The sequence below is a fragment of the Methylocystis heyeri genome (assembly GCF_004802635.2).
GTDB classification, from domain to species: domain Bacteria; phylum Pseudomonadota; class Alphaproteobacteria; order Rhizobiales; family Beijerinckiaceae; genus Methylocystis; species Methylocystis heyeri.
The window spans coordinates 1,916,109-1,932,465 of sequence record NZ_CP046052.1 but is presented as its reverse complement, the minus strand read 5'-3'; the positions used below and the strand labels follow the sequence as shown (position 1 = coordinate 1,932,465).

General features: G+C 63.1%; 15 protein-coding genes. 7 read left to right on the top strand and 8 right to left on the bottom strand.

Going from position 1 to position 16,357, the window contains the following annotated elements; all coding sequences use genetic code 11:
- The first annotated feature begins 115 nt into the window (after positions 1 to 115).
- The 3 genes from H2LOC_RS08750 (at position 116) to H2LOC_RS08740 (ending at position 2,127) form a co-directional block, all read left to right on the top strand.
- Complete coding sequence (locus H2LOC_RS08750; protein ID WP_154331602.1) at positions 116 to 1,135, top strand: XdhC family protein; 1,020 nt, start codon at positions 116 to 118, stop codon at positions 1,133 to 1,135.
- A 1-nt stretch (position 1,136) separates the two neighbouring features.
- Complete coding sequence (locus H2LOC_RS08745) at positions 1,137 to 1,763, top strand: nucleotidyltransferase family protein (RefSeq protein WP_136496054.1); 627 nt, start codon at positions 1,137 to 1,139, stop codon at positions 1,761 to 1,763.
- Between the two features lie 61 nt (positions 1,764 to 1,824).
- Positions 1,825 to 2,127, top strand: a complete 303-nt coding sequence (locus H2LOC_RS08740) for a hypothetical protein (protein ID WP_136496053.1) — start codon at positions 1,825 to 1,827, stop codon at positions 2,125 to 2,127.
- A gap of 54 nt (positions 2,128 to 2,181) precedes the next feature.
- On the opposite strand, the gene H2LOC_RS08735 is transcribed toward H2LOC_RS08740, so the two are convergent.
- The 5 genes from H2LOC_RS08735 to H2LOC_RS21540 form a co-directional block, all read right to left on the bottom strand.
- Positions 2,182 to 2,403: a hypothetical protein gene (locus tag H2LOC_RS08735; RefSeq protein WP_136496052.1), complete on the bottom strand. Its 222-nt coding sequence runs from the start codon at positions 2,401 to 2,403 to the stop codon at positions 2,182 to 2,184.
- 109 nt (positions 2,404 to 2,512) lie between these two features.
- Complete coding sequence (locus H2LOC_RS08730) at positions 2,513 to 3,316, bottom strand: LysR family transcriptional regulator (RefSeq protein WP_136496051.1); 804 nt, start codon at positions 3,314 to 3,316, stop codon at positions 2,513 to 2,515.
- A gap of 181 nt (positions 3,317 to 3,497) precedes the next feature.
- Positions 3,498 to 4,253 (bottom strand): Imm52 family immunity protein, encoded by a 756-nt coding sequence (locus H2LOC_RS08725; RefSeq protein ID WP_162009733.1) that lies wholly within the window; start codon positions 4,251 to 4,253, stop codon positions 3,498 to 3,500.
- Positions 4,250 to 4,483 (bottom strand): hypothetical protein, encoded by a 234-nt coding sequence (locus tag H2LOC_RS21375; protein ID WP_162009732.1) that lies wholly within the window; start codon positions 4,481 to 4,483, stop codon positions 4,250 to 4,252. The genes H2LOC_RS08725 and H2LOC_RS21375 overlap by 4 nt, the downstream gene beginning before the upstream one ends.
- Before the next feature lie 132 nt (positions 4,484 to 4,615).
- The gene (locus H2LOC_RS21540) at positions 4,616 to 5,713 is read right to left on the bottom strand and encodes a hypothetical protein (protein ID WP_136496049.1); all 1,098 of its coding nucleotides are present in this window, start codon (positions 5,711 to 5,713) and stop codon (positions 4,616 to 4,618) included.
- A gap of 180 nt (positions 5,714 to 5,893) precedes the next feature.
- Here H2LOC_RS21540 and mgtA point away from each other — a divergent pair, with 180 nt between their 5' ends.
- Together mgtA and H2LOC_RS08710 are read left to right on the top strand one after the other, a co-directional pair.
- The gene (gene mgtA / locus H2LOC_RS08715; protein WP_136496048.1) at positions 5,894 to 8,596 is read left to right on the top strand and encodes a magnesium-translocating P-type ATPase; all 2,703 of its coding nucleotides are present in this window, start codon (positions 5,894 to 5,896) and stop codon (positions 8,594 to 8,596) included.
- Between the two features lie 473 nt (positions 8,597 to 9,069).
- Entirely contained in the window at positions 9,070 to 10,992 is a 1,923-nt protein-coding gene (locus H2LOC_RS08710) for a hybrid sensor histidine kinase/response regulator (RefSeq protein ID WP_136496047.1), read from the top strand.
- Here the strand turns inward: H2LOC_RS08710 and H2LOC_RS08705 are convergent.
- Complete coding sequence (locus H2LOC_RS08705; protein ID WP_136496046.1) at positions 10,966 to 11,448, bottom strand: hypothetical protein; 483 nt, start codon at positions 11,446 to 11,448, stop codon at positions 10,966 to 10,968. The two genes, H2LOC_RS08710 and H2LOC_RS08705, sit on opposite strands and share 27 nt — an antisense overlap.
- A gap of 29 nt (positions 11,449 to 11,477) precedes the next feature.
- Complete coding sequence (locus H2LOC_RS08700) at positions 11,478 to 12,497, bottom strand: AraC family transcriptional regulator (protein WP_136496045.1); 1,020 nt, start codon at positions 12,495 to 12,497, stop codon at positions 11,478 to 11,480.
- Between the two features lie 265 nt (positions 12,498 to 12,762).
- Between H2LOC_RS08700 and H2LOC_RS08695 the strand changes: the two genes are divergently transcribed.
- Together H2LOC_RS08695 and H2LOC_RS08690 are read left to right on the top strand one after the other, a co-directional pair.
- On the top strand, positions 12,763 to 14,538 hold the full coding sequence (locus tag H2LOC_RS08695) for a sulfatase family protein (RefSeq protein WP_136496044.1): 1,776 nt from the start codon (positions 12,763 to 12,765) through the stop codon (positions 14,536 to 14,538).
- Positions 14,539 to 14,677: 139 nt separating this feature from the next.
- On the top strand, positions 14,678 to 15,247 hold the full coding sequence (locus H2LOC_RS08690; protein ID WP_136496043.1) for a hypothetical protein: 570 nt from the start codon (positions 14,678 to 14,680) through the stop codon (positions 15,245 to 15,247).
- A gap of 153 nt (positions 15,248 to 15,400) precedes the next feature.
- Here the strand turns inward: H2LOC_RS08690 and H2LOC_RS08685 are convergent, their stop codons facing one another.
- Complete coding sequence (locus tag H2LOC_RS08685; protein ID WP_136496042.1) at positions 15,401 to 15,892, bottom strand: SH3 domain-containing protein; 492 nt, start codon at positions 15,890 to 15,892, stop codon at positions 15,401 to 15,403.
- Positions 15,893 to 16,357 lie beyond the last annotated feature (465 nt).

Below are 16,357 nucleotides of genomic sequence, written 5' to 3'. Positions count from 1 at the left end.
GCGGATCGCGAAGCGATCTCGCGGAAGCCGTAGGAGGGACCTGGCGTGGCGGACTATTCCGCTTTGCTTGGAATCCGGCCTGGCTCGGGCTACTTCATAGCCGATGGACGACCAAATGCTTACGGACGAGTCTCGAATTCTGCTTCAGGCGGAAGGCTGGGCGCGGGAGGGTCGCGGGGCGGCGCTGGCGACGGTGGTCGAAACCTTCGGCTCGGCGCCGAGACCCCTCGGCTCCCATCTCGTCGTCGACGAAAGCGGCGCATTCTTCGGCTCCGTTTCGGGGGGCTGTGTCGAAGCCGACGTGGTGATTGCGGCGCTGGACGCCATCGAGAGCGGCGCGCCGCGTCTCCTCAAATTCGGCGTCGCCGACGAGACTGCCTGGCGCGCCGGATTGCCCTGCGGCGGAGTCATCAGCGTCCATATCGAAAAGCTCGGGCCCGCCCATGCCGATCTCTTAGCTGCGATGCGGGAGGAGCACGGCTCGCGCCGCGCTTGTCTCCTCGCCACGGCGCTCGACGGCGGCGCGCCCACTTTTCTGCGGCGAGACTCCGGCGGGCCGCCGGCTCTTCTCGAAAGCCTGGCTCGGGGGGGGAGCGGTATTGTCGAGATCGAGGGCGAGCGGATTTTCGCCTATGTGCATCGTCCGCCTACGCGGCTCGTCATCGTCGGCGCGGTGCATGTGGGGCAGGCGCTCGCGCCCATGGGCCGTCTGGCCGGATTCGATGTGGCGATAATCGATCCGCGCGCGGCCTTCGCCGCGCCTGAGCGCTTCCCGGGCATGACGTTGATCGCGAGCTGGCCGGAGGAGGCGTTGCCCATGCTGGGGCTGGACCGTTTCACTGCAGTGGCGGCGCTCAGCCACAATCCCCGCATCGACGACGCCGCGCTGCGTGTCGCGCTCGCTTCGGAATGTTTCTATGTCGGAGCGCTCGGCTCTGTCGCCAGTCACGCCCGACGGATGGAGCGTCTCGCGGCGCAAGGCGTCGACGCGCGAGCGCTGGGGCGCCTGCATGCGCCGATCGGGCTCGACATCGGCGCGCTGAGCCCGGCCGAGATCGCCGTCGCCATCATGGCGGAAATCGTAATGGCTCAGCAGCGCAAGCCGCTGCGCGCAGAAGCCCAAACGCGGGGGTGAGTTGAGCGTCGCCGGGATAGTGCTGGCCGCGGGACGCGGCGCCCGTTTCGGCGGAGCCGACGGCAAGCTCGTCGCGCCATTCAGGGGCGAGGCGCTGGTGCGCCACGCGGCGCGGACTCTGCTCGGCTCGCGGGCGCGCCCAATTGTCGTGGTCACCGGCTTCGCGCGCGAGAGCGTGGAGGGCGCGCTCGCGGGGCTTTCCCTGAGCTTTACCCATAATCCCGATCACGAGAGCGGCATGGCCTCGTCGCTGCGCGCGGGACTCATGGCCGCGGGCGATTGCGCCGGCGCGCTGATATTGCCTGGCGACATGCCCCTGGTGACAGGAGAAACCGTGGATCGCTTGATAGCGGCCTTCGAAGCCGCGCCGGGCTGCGCTGCGGTCGTTCCTTTCTTTCGTGGACGGCGCGGCAATCCGGCGTTGCTTGGGCGGAGCCTTTTCGCCCGCGCCCTCGCACTATCCGGCGACGAGGGCGCCCGGCGGATTCTCGCAGAGTCCGAGGGCGTCATAGGCGTCGAGGTCGAGGACGAGGGCGTGTTGAGGGACGTGGATCGAAAGGAGGATCTGGCGGAGCCTGACGGTTTTTCGCCAGCGGGGTCGTCGGAGCGGGCGTTCAGCAAAAGTTAATCGCAACCAGATGATTTTACGCGACGCGGGACTTCCGCGCGCTCGCTGTAAAGGTGCCCAAATGCGTCCTGCCGTATTTTCCATATTGATCCTCGGAGCGGTTCTCGCTGGCCCGGCCAAGGCTGGCCCCAATGTTCCCTTCTGTCTGGCGTTGGAAACGAACTATCGCGATTGCGTGCGCGCCCAGCAGGCGCGTGATCGCAATCGCGAAGAGGAGCGCGAGTGGAGACGCGAGGAGATGGAGCGCGAAGGCGTCGAGCCCGAGGAATGGGAACATATGCGTCGCCATCGCCATCATGAGGAGGCGCAAGGCGACCCCTGCGCGCCGATGCTGGTCGAGCTCAAAGCGAACGGGTGCTTTTAACGCTCCGGTGGCGGCGCCGATCATTGCAGGGCCAAGCTCGCTCGCTTTCGCTTTTCACCCGGCCGAAGCGTAGGCCGTTCGAGCCTGCGCCCTGGTGAGATAAAAATGCTCGCCCTCGCGCCAGGCGGCGTTGCCGGAAGTCACTTCGAATTCGCATAGCCCTTCGCGCTCGCCGCCGGGAGCGTCGAGCAGCTTTACCTCGCGCGGCAGCATGCGCAGGGCGCGGGTGTCGGAACCCCGCTCTCGCAACCGCATGTTTTTTGTGTTCCTGGACATCGCTTCCTCGCGGGCTTGGCTCCCTGTAAGCCATAAAGCTTTCGCGAGCCCGTGGCCAATAGCGGGTTTGGATGGTTCGATGCCTTTCCAGCATCGTCCGGGAGAGCCGTCAGCGCCGCAAGGCTACGATCTTGTACGGGAGGTCGAAGAACTCCGGGACCGCGCAACGCTCGAGATTGGGGCCGGCGAGCATCGCCGGAACGAAGGCTGCGCCGAGCCCCGCCTTCGCCTGCGCGAGCAGGGCCTCGGCCGAGGCGCTTTCGCAGACCGGGGCTTCGGATATCTCGACGCCATACGCCTCCAGCATGGCCGCCACGCGGGCGCCATAGGCCGTCCCGGGCGTATAGACCATCACCGGGCCGCAGAGCTTGCCGTTTTCGAGCCGAACCTTATTTGCGGCGGAGGGCGATTGCATCAGGACCAGACGGTCTTCGCCGGCCTCTTCGGTTTTCAGGCCCGCTATTTCCTCCGCGCCGCCAAAATGCGGAATGAGGCAGATATCGGCGTGCCCCCGCCGCACGGCTTCGAGACAGCCGGCGATGGAGGCGACGATCAGCGAGTAGCTTTTAAGGTCTTGCATTCCGAGCCACGGGCAGAGGAAAGCCGAGGCCAGGGTGTTGGTGGTGTATATGCGAAGCGATTTCCTGAAATGGCTCGACGCGGTCAGCACGGCGCGGCGGGCGTCGAAGATTTCTTCGCGCAGGCGATGGGCGCGGGAAAGAAAGGCTTCGCCCGCGGGGGTCAGGCTCACGGGCCGGGACTCCCTGTAAAACAGGGGCGCGCCCAGCCATTCCTCCAGCTTTTGCACGCGCCGGCTATAGGCCGGCTGGGTGGTGCAGCGCGCCTCGGCCGCGCGGGTGAAATTGCGTGTCTGGCACAGGGCCAGAAAATCGTCGATCCACTGAAGCTCCATGTGGCCGAGCCTGCCTCGCGGCGGGGAATTTGGCAATCGCCCGGGCGCCGAGCTGCAACGTCCGACCCTGGCTGCTCGCGACGCAGTCGGCGCGCCGGTTGAGATAAGGACGCGAACACTTTTGCAATCGAAAATCCGGTTGATTTAGCCATGTCCCGATTTGTGGCCTCCTCTCGCCGGATCAACCCTTCGATGGCCACGGAAGCCGGTCGAGCGGGGCCATGGCCTTCGCCATGTCTCGGGCGGCGGCCATATGGGCGGGATTGTCGACGTCGAAGGTCTCGGTGGTCGCGCTCATCAGCAGCCCGCCATTGGGCAGACGCTCCGCAAGGACTGTAGAAGGAGGCGTGATTTTTTCTGCGAGCCATGGACAGAGATACTGAATCCACGCGGGCGCGAAATATGAGTCTGACTCGGTTGCTTCGACGAGCGGGTGTGAGGTGGCGTTCGCCATGACGGGGTCCCAGGCGTCGACGACCGCAAGCAGAGCGGCGCGAAAGATCCGGTGGCTTACGACGTCCGCATCGGGCCGGGAGCCGATCTCGACGTCGGTCGAGAGAGTCACGCTATTTCCAAAGACCTCTTTGACGTAAGACCCCGCCCTGCATGTCACGTCGAAGGCGCGCGCCTCGGGCGTGTTGCGGGTAAATGCGCCGAACAAATAACCCATTTCAGGAATGGGCTCCTTCCAGTCGTCCCGCATGATCCCCGCTGCGATTTCCGCGGCGTAGCGGTCCCGGGCTTCCTCGAGGTTCTCGGGACGCTGCGTGCCGCAGGTCCAAAGGCTGAAAACGGGGTCGATTTCTTTCAAGGAATCGATCATGCGCAGGAAACGCGCGGCAAGCGCCTCCGGCGTCTCGGCGCGCGCTTCCCAGTCGGCGCCGATGAAAAAATCTTTGCTTTCGTCCTCGATTTCTATGCCTATTGGATGGGTCATGACCACAGCTCCCCAGGTACGACTTTGACTTTGATCTTTCGATATTTCCGGGCGAACCACCTTCGCGCAGTTTTGGCGGCCTTGGCCTCGGCGAAGTCCCATTCGACATCGCGCGATCCGGCGGCGCCCATTTGGCGCTCAGCCTGACCCAACCACCTTTTTTTAAGTCTTTTGGCCATGAACTTTCCTCCGAGCATTTTAGCAAAGCCCGGCCCCTTGGCCTCGATCATGGTTCCGTCGCTTTCGCGGCAGTCGTCAAAAGCGACCATCCTTTTTGTCGTCGGGTTGAAAAGCTTGCCAGCCTCGCCGCGTAATAGAGGCCGCTGCGGGTTGTTCAGGCGGCTGATCTGCTCTTGATAGGCCTAGGCGCGCTCGGATGCTCCGTGCGGGTCATCTGGGCCCGGATCGGGACAAAGCTTCGGCTCGTTCTTGGATTTCTCGGCGGCCCGATCCGCATGCACGGAGGAGAGCGAATCCGCATCGAAAACAACGGCGCCTTTGACGTAACGCGCGATGGGAACGTCGGTTTCGTCGTCGACGAAAATGCCATGTGCGCCCAGAGAGGCGTCAGCGACGGTTTCCCGGCCGTTCTCGCCCTCTCGATATAAATGCAGCCTTCCCGCCGGTTCGTCGAATGAATAGTGAAGATCAGGCTCGCCGGGGATATTGCCTTCCGATGCGCGGCCGGCTGGCGTTGGGATGAGAATTGCGCCGAGCGTGATCGCCGGACCGCCCGCCGCCGCGACCAATCTTCCGAGCCCTGCGAGAAAGGCGCTGCTCTCGACCGCCTCGAACAGGCCCTGCGCGAGCGTTCCAACACCGCGCGCGGCGCTGGAAATTTCCGCGCTCCCCGCCGCTGCTTGAGCAAGGATTTGCGCCGAGGCCGGATTCTGCGTCGCCGCTGGCGCCACGCCATGCGCCGGAGTCTTATTGTCCTGCCCGGAGCCGCCGGCCGAACCCCATCTACCGCTCTCTCTGCCATTGCCGGCAGGAACCCGCGGCTGGTTGGAGTCGTATTTCACAAAGCCGCGAGTTGGCGGCTCGACCCCAAGCCCCTTCATCAAGGCGCCGGGCGCCATGCCGCTATCAAGCAGCTCCTCGGCGAGAAAGAGCCGATAGGCGTCGGCGCGGTCCTCGAGCCGAGGGAGGGCGGCATAGGCCAGGCGGATATTGGCGAGGGCCTTTTCGCCGCGCCGCCAGTAATCCGAGGCCCCTTCCAGATGGCGCCACAACTCCGGGGATGCGGGACGGCCATGCGCCGCCGCGAGTAGCGCGAATATGCGGTCTTCATCTTCTTCGACAGCGAGGCGGGGCGCGCCGAAGGCGTCGCGCGTCATTCGAGCGAGTATCGTTCCCGCTCCGAGGATCAGCCCGTCGTCGCCAATTTCGGCGGCATGTGAAATCGGCCTCGACCATAGGCGCTTTTCAAACCGCTCTCTTAGCGCATCGCCTCGAAGCATCCGCCTCTCCTTGAAACGTCTTTGGGACTTCAGCCTAGATCGGAGCAGGGAGAATGACAAGAACAAAAAGAGAACACTTAGGTCGGGGTGGATCGACGAACGGCGTCCCACGGCACGCAGACGAGGGCTGGCGCCGGTCTCACGGCTCACGTAACATCAATCCGGAGCCGGGGCGCCAGAATGACCAACATCCTACGCTTTTGTCTCGGTTTTCTCGATTTGTCCCCGGCGCGAGGAGCTTCCGTCGCGCGGGTCGATCCCGAACTCTCCACCGAGTTGATTTCGGCGAGTCGCATGGACGAAGAGGGGCTGTTTGCACGGCTGTCCTCTTCGCCGGAGGGGCTGAGCGAGAACGACGCCGAGAAGCGTCTATCCCTTCACGGCCCGAATCTCGTCGCTCAGGAAAAGCCGCCCTCTCTGCTGCGGGAGTTTCTGGAGCGCGCCGGAAATCCGCTCAATGCTCTGCTGGCGGCGCTCGCCGCCGCGTCCTGGCTGCTGGGCGACATCCATTCGTCCGTGGTGGTTTTGCTGATCGTGTTGCTGGCCACCTTGATGGCCTTCGTGCAGGAACACCGCTCCAACGACGCGGCCGCGCGCCTGCGTTCCATGGTGACGAGCATGGCCACGGTCAAGCGGCGGGACCGGGAAGAGGGGACGGGCGTCTATAGCGAAGTTCCTTTCGAGCGGCTGGTTCCCGGCGACGTGGTGCGCCTTTCGGCAGGCGATATGATTCCCGCCGACCTGCGCCTGCTGTCGTCGAAGGAGCTTTTCCTCAATCAGTCGGCCCTGACCGGCGAGGGGATGCCGGTCGAAAAAAGCGCCGCGTCCTGCGGGACGGATGAGCGAGATCCTTTCGAAACGCCCAATCTCTGCCTGATGGGCGCGAGCGTCGTCAGCGGCTTCGCTACGGCGATGGTGGTGCACACGGGCGCTGCGACCTGTTTCGGCCGGCTCGCGGACAAGATTGCAAAGCGGCGCGAACCCACCAGCTTCGACAAGGGCGTGAACCGATTCATCTGGCTTATGATCCGCTTCATGCTGGTGATGGCCCCGACCGTGTTCCTCATCAACGGGCTCGCCAAAGGAGACTGGGGCGAAGCGATGCTTTTCTCGGTCGCAGTCGCGGTGGGTCTCACCCCCGAACTCCTGCCGATGATCGTGACGGTCAATCTCGCCAAAGGCGCGATCGAAATGTCGAAGGGCCGCGTCATCGTCAAACGCCTCAACGCAATACAGAATTTCGGCGCCATGGACGTCCTTTGCACGGACAAGACGGGCACGCTGACGCAAAACCGCGTGGTGCTGAGCTTAAGTCTCGACCTTGCCGGCGCGAGCAGCGAGCGTGTGCTCGAATATGCCTGGCTCAGCAGCCATTTTCAGTCGGGTCTCAAAAATCTGCTCGACGACGCCGTGCTGGAACATGTGCGCCTCGGCGAGAATTTGCGTCCCGCTCGCGATTACGCCCTCATCGACGAGATTCCTTTCGACTTCGCGCGCCGGCGTCTTTCCGTCGCGCTTTCCGGCGCGGCGCCGAGAGGCGAAAGCTTCTTTTCGCTGTTTCTGCCGCGCGCGAAGCAAAGGCGTCTTCTCATCTGCAAAGGCGCGGTGGAGGAGGTGCTCCCGATCTGCGCCTATTACGAGCTTTCCGGGAAAGTAAGCGCCATGACTGCGGCGGGTCTCGACGCCGCTCGTGCGAGGGCGCGCGCGCTGAACGAAGACGGCTTGCGCGTCATCGCGGTGGCGACCAAAGACATAGCGCAGCCGAAGAAATCCTATTCCGTTGCAGATGAGCGAGGGCTCACGCTTCAGGGCTTCGTCGCTTTTCTCGATCCGCCCAAGGAAGACGCCGCGGCGGCGCTCGGCGAGCTTGCGCGATGCGGCGTCGCCGTCAAGATTCTCACCGGCGACAACGAGATCGTCACGCGCAAGATATGCCGTGAGGTCGGGCTCGCCGTCGAGCGGGTCGCCCTCGGCGCCGAGGTGGAGGCGATGGATGACGCCGCGCTGGTCGAACTCGTCGAGAGCGTCACTGTTTTCGCCAAGGTTTCTCCCGACCAGAAGGCCAGGGTCATTCGTGCGCTGCATGCGCGCGGCCATGTGGTCGGCTACCTGGGCGACGGCGTGAACGACGGCCCGGCGCTGAAGGCCGCCGACGTCGGCATTTCGGTGGATACCGCCGTGGATATCGCGAGGGAGTCCGCCGACATCATTCTGCTCGACAAGAGCCTGAGCGTGCTGAAGCGCGGCGTCATCGAAGGGCGCAAGGTTTTCGGCAACATCGTAAAATATATCAAGATGGGAGCCAGCTCGAATTTCGGGACTATCTTCAGCGTGCTCGGCGCCAGCGTTTTCCTGCCCTTCCTGCCGATGCTCCCGGTTCAGGTGCTCACCAACAACCTGCTTTACGATTTCTCCCAGACCGCGATTCCGACCGACAACGTCGACGACGACTACCTCGAACGTCCGCGTAAATGGGACATCGACAATCTCTTCAAATTCATGCTCGCGATCGGCCCGGTCAGCTCGATCTTCGACTATGTCACGTTCTATATTCTCATAAGTTTCTTCGACGGACTGAACAATCCGGCTCTGTTTCAAACGGGATGGTTTGTCGAATCGCTGTTGACCCAGACGCTGATCGTCCACATCATCCGCACGGCGAAAATTCCTTTTTTCCAAAGCCGCCCCAGTGCGGCGCTTGTCGCTATGTCCGTTCTCGTCTGCGCCATCGGCGTCGTTCTTCCATTCACGCGGGCCGGAGAGGCGCTTGCGTTTACGCCGCTGCCGGCGGCTTACTGGCCTGTTCTCGCCGCCATAGTGATCGCCTACGGTCTCTCGGCCCAACTCGCCAAAAGCTTTTTCCTGCGCCGTTTCGGCACGTGATTTGGAGGAACACGAGATGGCCGCCCTGATCGATCGACGCCGTTTGATCTGTTGCGCGGCTGCTTTCGTCCCTTCGAGCGTTCCGCAACCGGCCCCTCGAAAGCCCGCCCTGGACGGCGCGTGGCGCAGCGCCGGAAGCAGTGAAACAGCCGAGGTCACGATAGCCGGTTATGTCGCCGTCGGTTTTTTTTGGAGGTACCACTATTTCGAACCGAGCAAGGTGCGGTTCTCGAATAAAGGCGAGAAATTGGGCTTTTCTTTCAACGGCGGACGGGCGACTCTGACGCGCGCCGGCGCGGGCGCTACGCTCCTCGTAGTGGAGCAGGGGCGAGCGTCGAGCCGGATCGAGATGATCAAGAATTGACTATCCTTTTGCATATTCTTGCCACTCGGCGGCTGTTTCTCGTAAGCTGATTCATGCGCTTACGCGAGCAGGAGACTTCTTCCTGGCGCGCTCACAATGACGGCGGTTTATGGACAAGTCACAAATCAGGGCGTTCCTGGAGCATGCGCCGTTCGCGGTCGCGATGTTTGACCGTGACATGCGATATATTTCGGCGAGCAGGCGCTGGTTGGTCGATTACGGCCTTGTAGGCCCCCTGGAAGGCCGTTCGCACTACGAAATATATCCCGACGCTCCCGAACATTTCAGGGCGATCCACCGCCGCGCGCTGGCAGGCGAAACACTGGAGGCGGAAGCGGATCGAATCCTCCATGCGGACGGCTCGGTCCAGTGGCTGCGCTGGCGGATATGCCCCTGGCGCGGGCCGGCCGGCGAAGTAGCCGGCGTCATCGTCTTTTCTCAGGACATAAGCGAGTTGAAGGATGCCGACGAGGCTGCGCGGCGAAACAGGCTTCGCCTGCAACTGGCGCTGGACGCCGCTTCGATGATCTCATTCGATTGGGATATTCAGCGTGACGAGATTCAAAGATTCCAGTGCGCGGACCTTGGCGGGCGCCCGCAGCGGGACGGTCCAGCCAGGACCATCGAGACGGTGCTGGCCGGCGTACACGACGACGACAAAGAGAGATTCATCGCCAATCTACACGCCGCGCTGACGAGCGAGACCGGACGCTATGAAAGCGAAGTGAGAGTGAAGCGTCCCTGCGGCGGAATGTCCTGGTCTCTGGAGCGCGGGCGGGTCGAACGCGATGAATCCGGCGAACCTGTGCGGCTGATCGGCGTCGCGCAGGACATCACGGAGCGGAAGGCGGCCGAACAGGCGCTGTCCGACGCAAGCCGCCGCCGCGACGAGTTTCTCGCCATACTCTCTCACGAGTTGCGCAATCCGCTGGCTCCGATCCGCAACGCCGTTCATGTGTTGAAGAGGCGGGAAAGCGCGCTTTCCATGCCGGACAGCGACACTCGCCGGCTGATCGACATTCTGGAGCGGCAGACCGATCATCTCATTCGACTTGTCGACGATCTGCTCGAAGTCTCCCGTATCACGGCAGGAAAAATCGAACTCCGAAAAACCCTGGTCGATCTCGGCGAAGTCGTGCGGCAGGCGCTCCAGACGAGTGCGCCGGTCATAGATCAGGCCGGGCATAGACTGACCGTGTCGGTCGACGAGCGGCCGATGATCGTCGAAGGCGATTCCGTGCGTCTTGTTCAGGCGCTGGCCAATCTCCTGATCAACGCCGCGAAATACACGCCGCCGGGCGGGCGCATCGACCTTGCTGCGCGCCGTAACGCAGATGTTTGCGAGATAAGCGTGCGCGACAACGGCATCGGCATCACAGCCGAAATGCTTCCGCGTGTGTTCGATCTTTTCACGCAATCGCCGAGTGCGGAACTCCATACGCAGGGCGGCGTGGGCGTCGGTCTTGCGCTGGTGCGCAACCTCGTAGAGATGCACGGGGGAACGATCGAGGGCTCCAGCGAGGGGCAGGGATGCGGCGCCGAATTCATAATGCGGCTGCCTTTATTGGCCGTTTCGCCGAGAATTTCGGAGCGGATCGTGGAAAGCGCGGTCTCTCGCCCGCGCGAAGTGCAGCGCGTTCTCGTCGTGGACGACGCGCCCGAGGTTGCGGATATTCTGGTCATGTTGCTGGAGTCGCTGGGTGCGGAAGCGCGCGCCGTCTATAGCGGCGCGGCTGCGCTCGAGGTCTTTTCCGCTTTCAGGCCGGACGTCGCTTTCATCGACATCGGCATGCCGGAAATGGACGGCTGCGAAACGGCGCGAAAGATCCGGCAAACTCCCGGCGGCGACAAGGTGGCTCTCGCCGCGCTCACGGGATGGGGCAGGGAGGAAGACCGCAAAAGCGCGGCGCAGGCGGGTTTCGACCGCCATTTCGTAAAGCCGATCCGGGTCGAGCAAATCGAGGCGATGCTGGCGGCCAAACGCGCGGTTCGGCCGGAGTCCCGTTCACGAGAGGAGCTTGGCGCCGTATAGGGCGCCGCCCAGCGTCGTCCATGAGGCCGCTCTCGCCAGCGCCCGGCCGATGTCGCCATCCACGGCGTAGCGCGAGAAGAAGCCGAGCGCGAAGACAAAGCCGACGCTCGACGCCATGGTCCAGTTGATGATGGTCGGCCAGGCCACACCGAGTTTGCCCGCGCAATAGACGCCGATGGCGGTCGCGACGGGAAAGACCAGGATCGGCGCGGAGTCATCCAGAATATCGGGGATATCCCGAAGACGCAGCGAATGGCCCCGGGCGGCCTCGATTTTCACGATATCGTTGAACGCCGCCGAACTGATGGCGGCGAGGCCCACCAGCAGCGCGCCCATGGCCGCTTCGTCATAGGGAAACGCACCCGGCCGCAGCGCGAGGGCGGCGGACATGATCGCCGCCACGCCGGTGAGCATTTTTTCCGGTCCAAACGGCGCGGTTCGGTTTTCCTGGCGCATATCAGTCGTCTTCTCGCGCCCGAATGCTTTCAAAGCAGGCTGCTCCTCAACATCGAAGGCGGGGCGCCGAACCATTTGCCGAAGGCGCGGATGAAATGAGCCGAGTCGGAGTAGCCCAGGGCCAGCGCTACTTCTGCGATCCGCAAGCTGGAGTCGCCCAGCAATTCGATGGCGCGCTTTCGGCGACGCCCTTCGGTCAGCTCCTCGAAGCTCGTCCCCAGCCGGGACAGCCGGCGTTGTGCGTTGCGCGTCGAAAGGCCCAGCGCGCTCGCGGCTGCGGGGAGGGAAATTTTGCCGGTCATCATCATGACGTCGATGATGTTCTCGAGCGCTTCCACCAGTTGGTCGTCTCCGAGCGCAAACGCGTCTATCTCGCCCTTTTCCCGCTCGAAGGACTTCCACTCGGGCTCCGCGGAAGTCGAAGGCTTCACCCTGGCGTCGAGATCGCTTGCGGGAAACTTGATCACGGCGGACGCGCCTGCGCCGAATCTAATCGGCGACCCGAAAAACTCTTCGAAAGGAGCCGTCTTATGGGGCGCGCGATGGGGCATTTGGACGAATCGAGGCGTCCAGGAGGCTCCCATCACCGAGCGGATCGTCGCGATATTGAAAGCAAAGGCGCCTTCGTAGAGAAATCTCGCCATCTCGGGGTCGGCGCCCGTGAGATGAAGGGAGAGGAAAGCGTCTTCCCCGCGCACGGCGAGCCTGATGTCGGTCTCCCCCTGGAAAGTCGGCAAGGCGCGCGCATGGGCTTCCAGACATTGGCGCAGGGTCGCTCCGGCGATGAGCGTTCGGCCGATGAGGCCGAGGCGGGCTGGGTCCGCGGCCAGCGCGCAAGTAAGGGAGATGGCTTCGTCGCCCAGCAGCCTGCCCGAGACGCTGAGGGCGGTCAACGCCTGCGCGCGAGCGATGATCGGCTTGCGACCCTCGATTGCAGATTGATCGAGCCCGGCCCGTCTGTAAGCGAGCGAGAGCGCGCCGCCCCGTTGATCGAAGACGAGGGGAAGCATGTGCAGCACGCTGGAGCGTATCGCGGCGCGGTCGGTCATTTTGGAAAGCGAGTTTTCCTCTCGAGAACAACATTGCGCGAGGGGGCGGTTTTTCCTCGATGCGTCGCCGAGGCTTCGCGAGCGGCCCTATGTCTTCGATATTGCGAATAAAAGAACCCGCCCGGCGCAAAATGGCAATACACAGATATTTCGTCGCGTTAAGAGGGCGCAGGGAATAGCGAGGGCCGCGGAGCGCGCCTTGCGACCGATGGCCGTCCAGAAGGCGCCGTCGCTACAAAAATCAAATGGTTATGGAGATCTGGAAATGAAGTCGAGACGGGATGTTCTGGCCGGCGCCGCCGGCGCTCTCGGGGCCGCTATGACAGGCCCGGTCCCGGCGGACGCCGCGCCGAAGGGCAGGGTCAAGGCGGCGGCGAGCAAGGTCGCAGCGCCCGCCGTGCTGCGGCGCTATGGCAAACAGCCCAACATCCTGTTCATTTTCACCGATCAGGAGCGTTACCGCACCAAATGGCCGGCGGGCTACAGCCTTCCCGGGCATGAGCGGCTCATGGCCAAGGGCGTGACCTTCCATGAGCATTACTGCCCTGCGACGATGTGCACCTCTTCGCGCAGCGTGATGATGACGGGCCTGACGACGCCCAACAGCGGCATGTTCGAAAATGTCGATGTGCCCTACATGAAGAGCCTTTCGACCAAGATCCCGACCATCGGACATATGCTGAGGAAGCAAGGCTATCACACCGCCTATAAGGGCAAGTGGCATCTCAGCCGCGAGTTCAACGTGGAAGAGGCCCGCGATCTCCTGACGGACGAAATGGAGAAATACGGCTTCTCGGATTACTATTCGCCCGGCGATATGATCGGCCATACGCTCGGGGGCTATCAATTCGACAATCTGATCGCGGCGAGCGCGGTTACGTGGCTGCGGCGCAAGGGCCAGCCCTTGAGCGGCGAAGGCAAGCCGTGGTTCCTCACTGTCGGTCTCGTCAATCCGCATGACATCATGTATTTCAACACCGATCTTCCCGGCCAGTCGATCCAGGATACGGGGAAGCTCATGTTCCATGCGGCGCGCGCGCCGGACCATCCCCTCTATAAAGCGAGCTGGGACCAGCCGCTGCCGTCGAGCCTCCTCCAGTCCCTCGATTCGCCGGACAGGCCCGGGGCCCATGCCGAATACATCAAGGTGTGGGATTATGTTCTCGGCCATATCCCGATGGAGAAGGACCGCTGGCGCCGCTTCAACGACTACTATCTCAATTGCATCCGCAACGTGGACCAGCAGATCAGCGTCATACTGGCGGAACTCGACGCGCTGGGTCTCGCCGAGGACACCATCATCGTCTTCACCTCCGATCATGGCGAGGCGGCGGGCGCCCATGGCCTGCATGGCAAGGGGCCTTTCGCCTATGAGGAGGGCATTCATCTGCCGTTTTTCGTCGTGCATCCCGATGTGAAGGGTGGGCAGGACTGCCGCGCCCTGACGAGCCACATCGACCTCGCGCCTTCGCTGCTCGCGCTGGCCGGCGCGAATGCGGAAAAGCGGGGCGAGGCCGCCGGGCGCGATCTGCCGGGCAAGGACTTTTCGTCCGCGCTTTCCAACCCGCGCTCCGCCGGCCTCAATTCCGTGCGCGACGGCGCATTGTTCACCTATAGCGGCCTCATGACCAACGACGCGGAACTCGTGCGTATGAACGTCGAAGCCAAGGCGGCGGGAAAGAAGACCATCGTCGAATTGGCCAAGGCTCGCTATCTGCCCGATCTGAAAAAGCGCGGCAACCTGCGCACCGTATTCGACGGACGCTACAAATTCAGCCGCTATTTCGCGCCGCTCGACCACAACAAGCCGAAGACGCTGGACGAACTCTACAAATGGAACGACGTCGAGCTGTTCGATCTCGACGCCGACCCCGGCGAGATGAAGAACCTCGCCGTCGATCGGGCGGCCAACGCCGCGCTGATCATGGCGATGAACGAAAAGCTCAATAAGGTGATCGCCGAGGAGATCGGCGTCGACGACGGCCACGAACTGCCCAATATCCCGACCGTGGACTGGAACGTCCAGGAAATGGATATGTAGCGAAGGCCGTAAGCCCGTCTTTTCAAAGGGCGGGAGGACGAACCAGGGCGAGGGGCGGCGAGCGTTGTTCGCCGCCTCTTCCTTTATGCGCGGCTCTGGTAGAGAATCGCCGCAGAGTCGATGCGCGAAAGGAACGCCGATGGTGAGCCAGGAACAGCAGACCGGTCTCGTGCGCGAGGCGGTAGGGGTTTTCGAAACCGCCGAGGCGCTCGACGCCGCCACCGCCGAATTGCTTCAGAACGGCTTCCCGCGCGAGCGGTTGACGCTTCTCGCCGGAGAAAAGGCGGTCGTCGAGAAGCTCGGTCATAGATATGAACGCGTCGAGGAGCTGGAAGACGACGCCAAGGCTCCCCGGATTTCATATCGCTCGACGGACTCGGTTCACGCCGCGACGGGAGCGGCGCTCGGCGCCCTCGCGTCCATCGGCGCTCTGGCGGTGGGCGGGGCGATCTTCGCTTCCGGGGGCGCTTTGGCGGTCACGCTCGGCACGGGATTGATAGGCGCGGAGGTCGGCGGTTTCCTCGGCGGCGTGCTGAGCGATTTCATCGAGAAGCGGCATGCGGATTATCTTCATGAGCAGATCGCCCATGGCGGCCTGCTGCTATGGGTGCGGACGCAAAGCGCATCCGAGGAGAAGGTTGTGAAGGATATTCTTCTCAACCACTCCGGCCGGGACGTTCATGTGCATGAGATTGTCGCCGGAAAGTAAAGCTCGAGCGCATTCCGCAAAAATAGACATGCTTTTGCGATAAGAATGCGCTCCAGCCCTGTGGTCCGGGCCGCGAGGGCCGCATGCGAACGGAACCATCGGCAAAATGGAGCGGATCGCCCCGGCGGCCCGCTGTCTGGCCCGCGCCGGGCTTTACTGATATTGGCCCTGGCGCTGCAGCAGCACTGCGTTCACATAGCCGGTCAGGCCCTGATAGGAGACCTTGCACCAGCCGGTATGCCAGCCCTGCGCGCAATGATGCATGTCCACCGTGACATTGGCGGGAATCTCGGCCACGACCGGCCAGTTCACGCCGGGGCCCTTGCGCAGATTTGCAATGTCGTTGGTCATCACCGGCGCGACCCAGACCTTGCCGCCGTTTCCGTCCGGGGCGAGGTTGATGCCCTTCACCCAGCCGGTCACATCGCCATACTGGACCTGGCACCACAGCCGCTGCCAGCCTTCCGCGCAAGTCAGAATCTGGACATCCGCCCTGGCGGGAATCTGCGCTATGACGGGATATGCCGGCCCTGGTCCGGAACGCACCGCAGCCGGGCTGCGCACCGGCGCGGCAAGCGCGGTCTGGGTGAGAACTGCGATCGCGATCGCCGAAAGGCCGAAAATTCGAAGGTTGCAAGAAGTCATGGCGACGCCTCAAAACTCGAGTTTGACCGCGGTCACGATGGCCGGGTCATTCATAAGCTAGAGCGTTTTTGGCAAGGAGCAATCAGGCGCTGGCGTAAACATTGCTCACGCGGTTAAGCCGAAGTCCGCGCGGCGGTGAGATTTTTAGTTTTCCCGGGAGCTTCAGCGACACTTTGCCGCGCCGCAAAATCGGCGCCCCGTCGACCGATGAAGCCATTGATATTATGTGATCATTGCGGGGGGAGGCAGGCGTCGGGGGTGGCCTGCACAAAATTGACGCTTGTCAAATTTGTGCGTCGCAATATCTTTCGTTTCGCGATACGCGATTTGGCTTGTAGCCAATGCGGGTTGCTCATCGGCTGACCGCCAGACTCCGCGATCTCCCCCTGACGCCCGCGCCCAATTGTAGTGCGGCCACGGGTGCAGCCTGCCGCTCTCAATATGCGGCGTCGCGCAAATTCAAAA

Coding starts and splice junctions, on each gene's coding strand:
- H2LOC_RS08695 (WP_136496044.1), top strand. CDS start 12,763: ATGAAGTCGAGACGGGATGTTCTGGCCGGCGCCGCCGGCGCTCTCGGG.
- H2LOC_RS21540 (WP_136496049.1), bottom strand. CDS start 5,713: ATGCTTCGAGGCGATGCGCTAAGAGAGCGGTTTGAAAAGCGCCTATGG.
- H2LOC_RS08685 (WP_136496042.1), bottom strand. CDS start 15,892: ATGACTTCTTGCAACCTTCGAATTTTCGGCCTTTCGGCGATCGCGATC.
- H2LOC_RS08725 (WP_162009733.1), bottom strand. CDS start 4,253: ATGACCCATCCAATAGGCATAGAAATCGAGGACGAAAGCAAAGATTTT.
- H2LOC_RS08700 (WP_136496045.1), bottom strand. CDS start 12,497: ATGACCGACCGCGCCGCGATACGCTCCAGCGTGCTGCACATGCTTCCC.
- H2LOC_RS08740 (WP_136496053.1), top strand. CDS start 1,825: ATGCGTCCTGCCGTATTTTCCATATTGATCCTCGGAGCGGTTCTCGCT.
- H2LOC_RS21375 (WP_162009732.1), bottom strand. CDS start 4,483: ATGATCGAGGCCAAGGGGCCGGGCTTTGCTAAAATGCTCGGAGGAAAG.
- H2LOC_RS08690 (WP_136496043.1), top strand. CDS start 14,678: ATGGTGAGCCAGGAACAGCAGACCGGTCTCGTGCGCGAGGCGGTAGGG.
- H2LOC_RS08735 (WP_136496052.1), bottom strand. CDS start 2,403: ATGTCCAGGAACACAAAAAACATGCGGTTGCGAGAGCGGGGTTCCGAC.
- H2LOC_RS08730 (WP_136496051.1), bottom strand. CDS start 3,316: ATGGAGCTTCAGTGGATCGACGATTTTCTGGCCCTGTGCCAGACACGC.
- H2LOC_RS08705 (WP_136496046.1), bottom strand. CDS start 11,448: ATGCGCCAGGAAAACCGAACCGCGCCGTTTGGACCGGAAAAAATGCTC.
- H2LOC_RS08710 (WP_136496047.1), top strand. CDS start 9,070: ATGGACAAGTCACAAATCAGGGCGTTCCTGGAGCATGCGCCGTTCGCG.
- mgtA (WP_136496048.1), top strand. CDS start 5,894: ATGACCAACATCCTACGCTTTTGTCTCGGTTTTCTCGATTTGTCCCCG.
- H2LOC_RS08750 (WP_154331602.1), top strand. CDS start 116: ATGCTTACGGACGAGTCTCGAATTCTGCTTCAGGCGGAAGGCTGGGCG.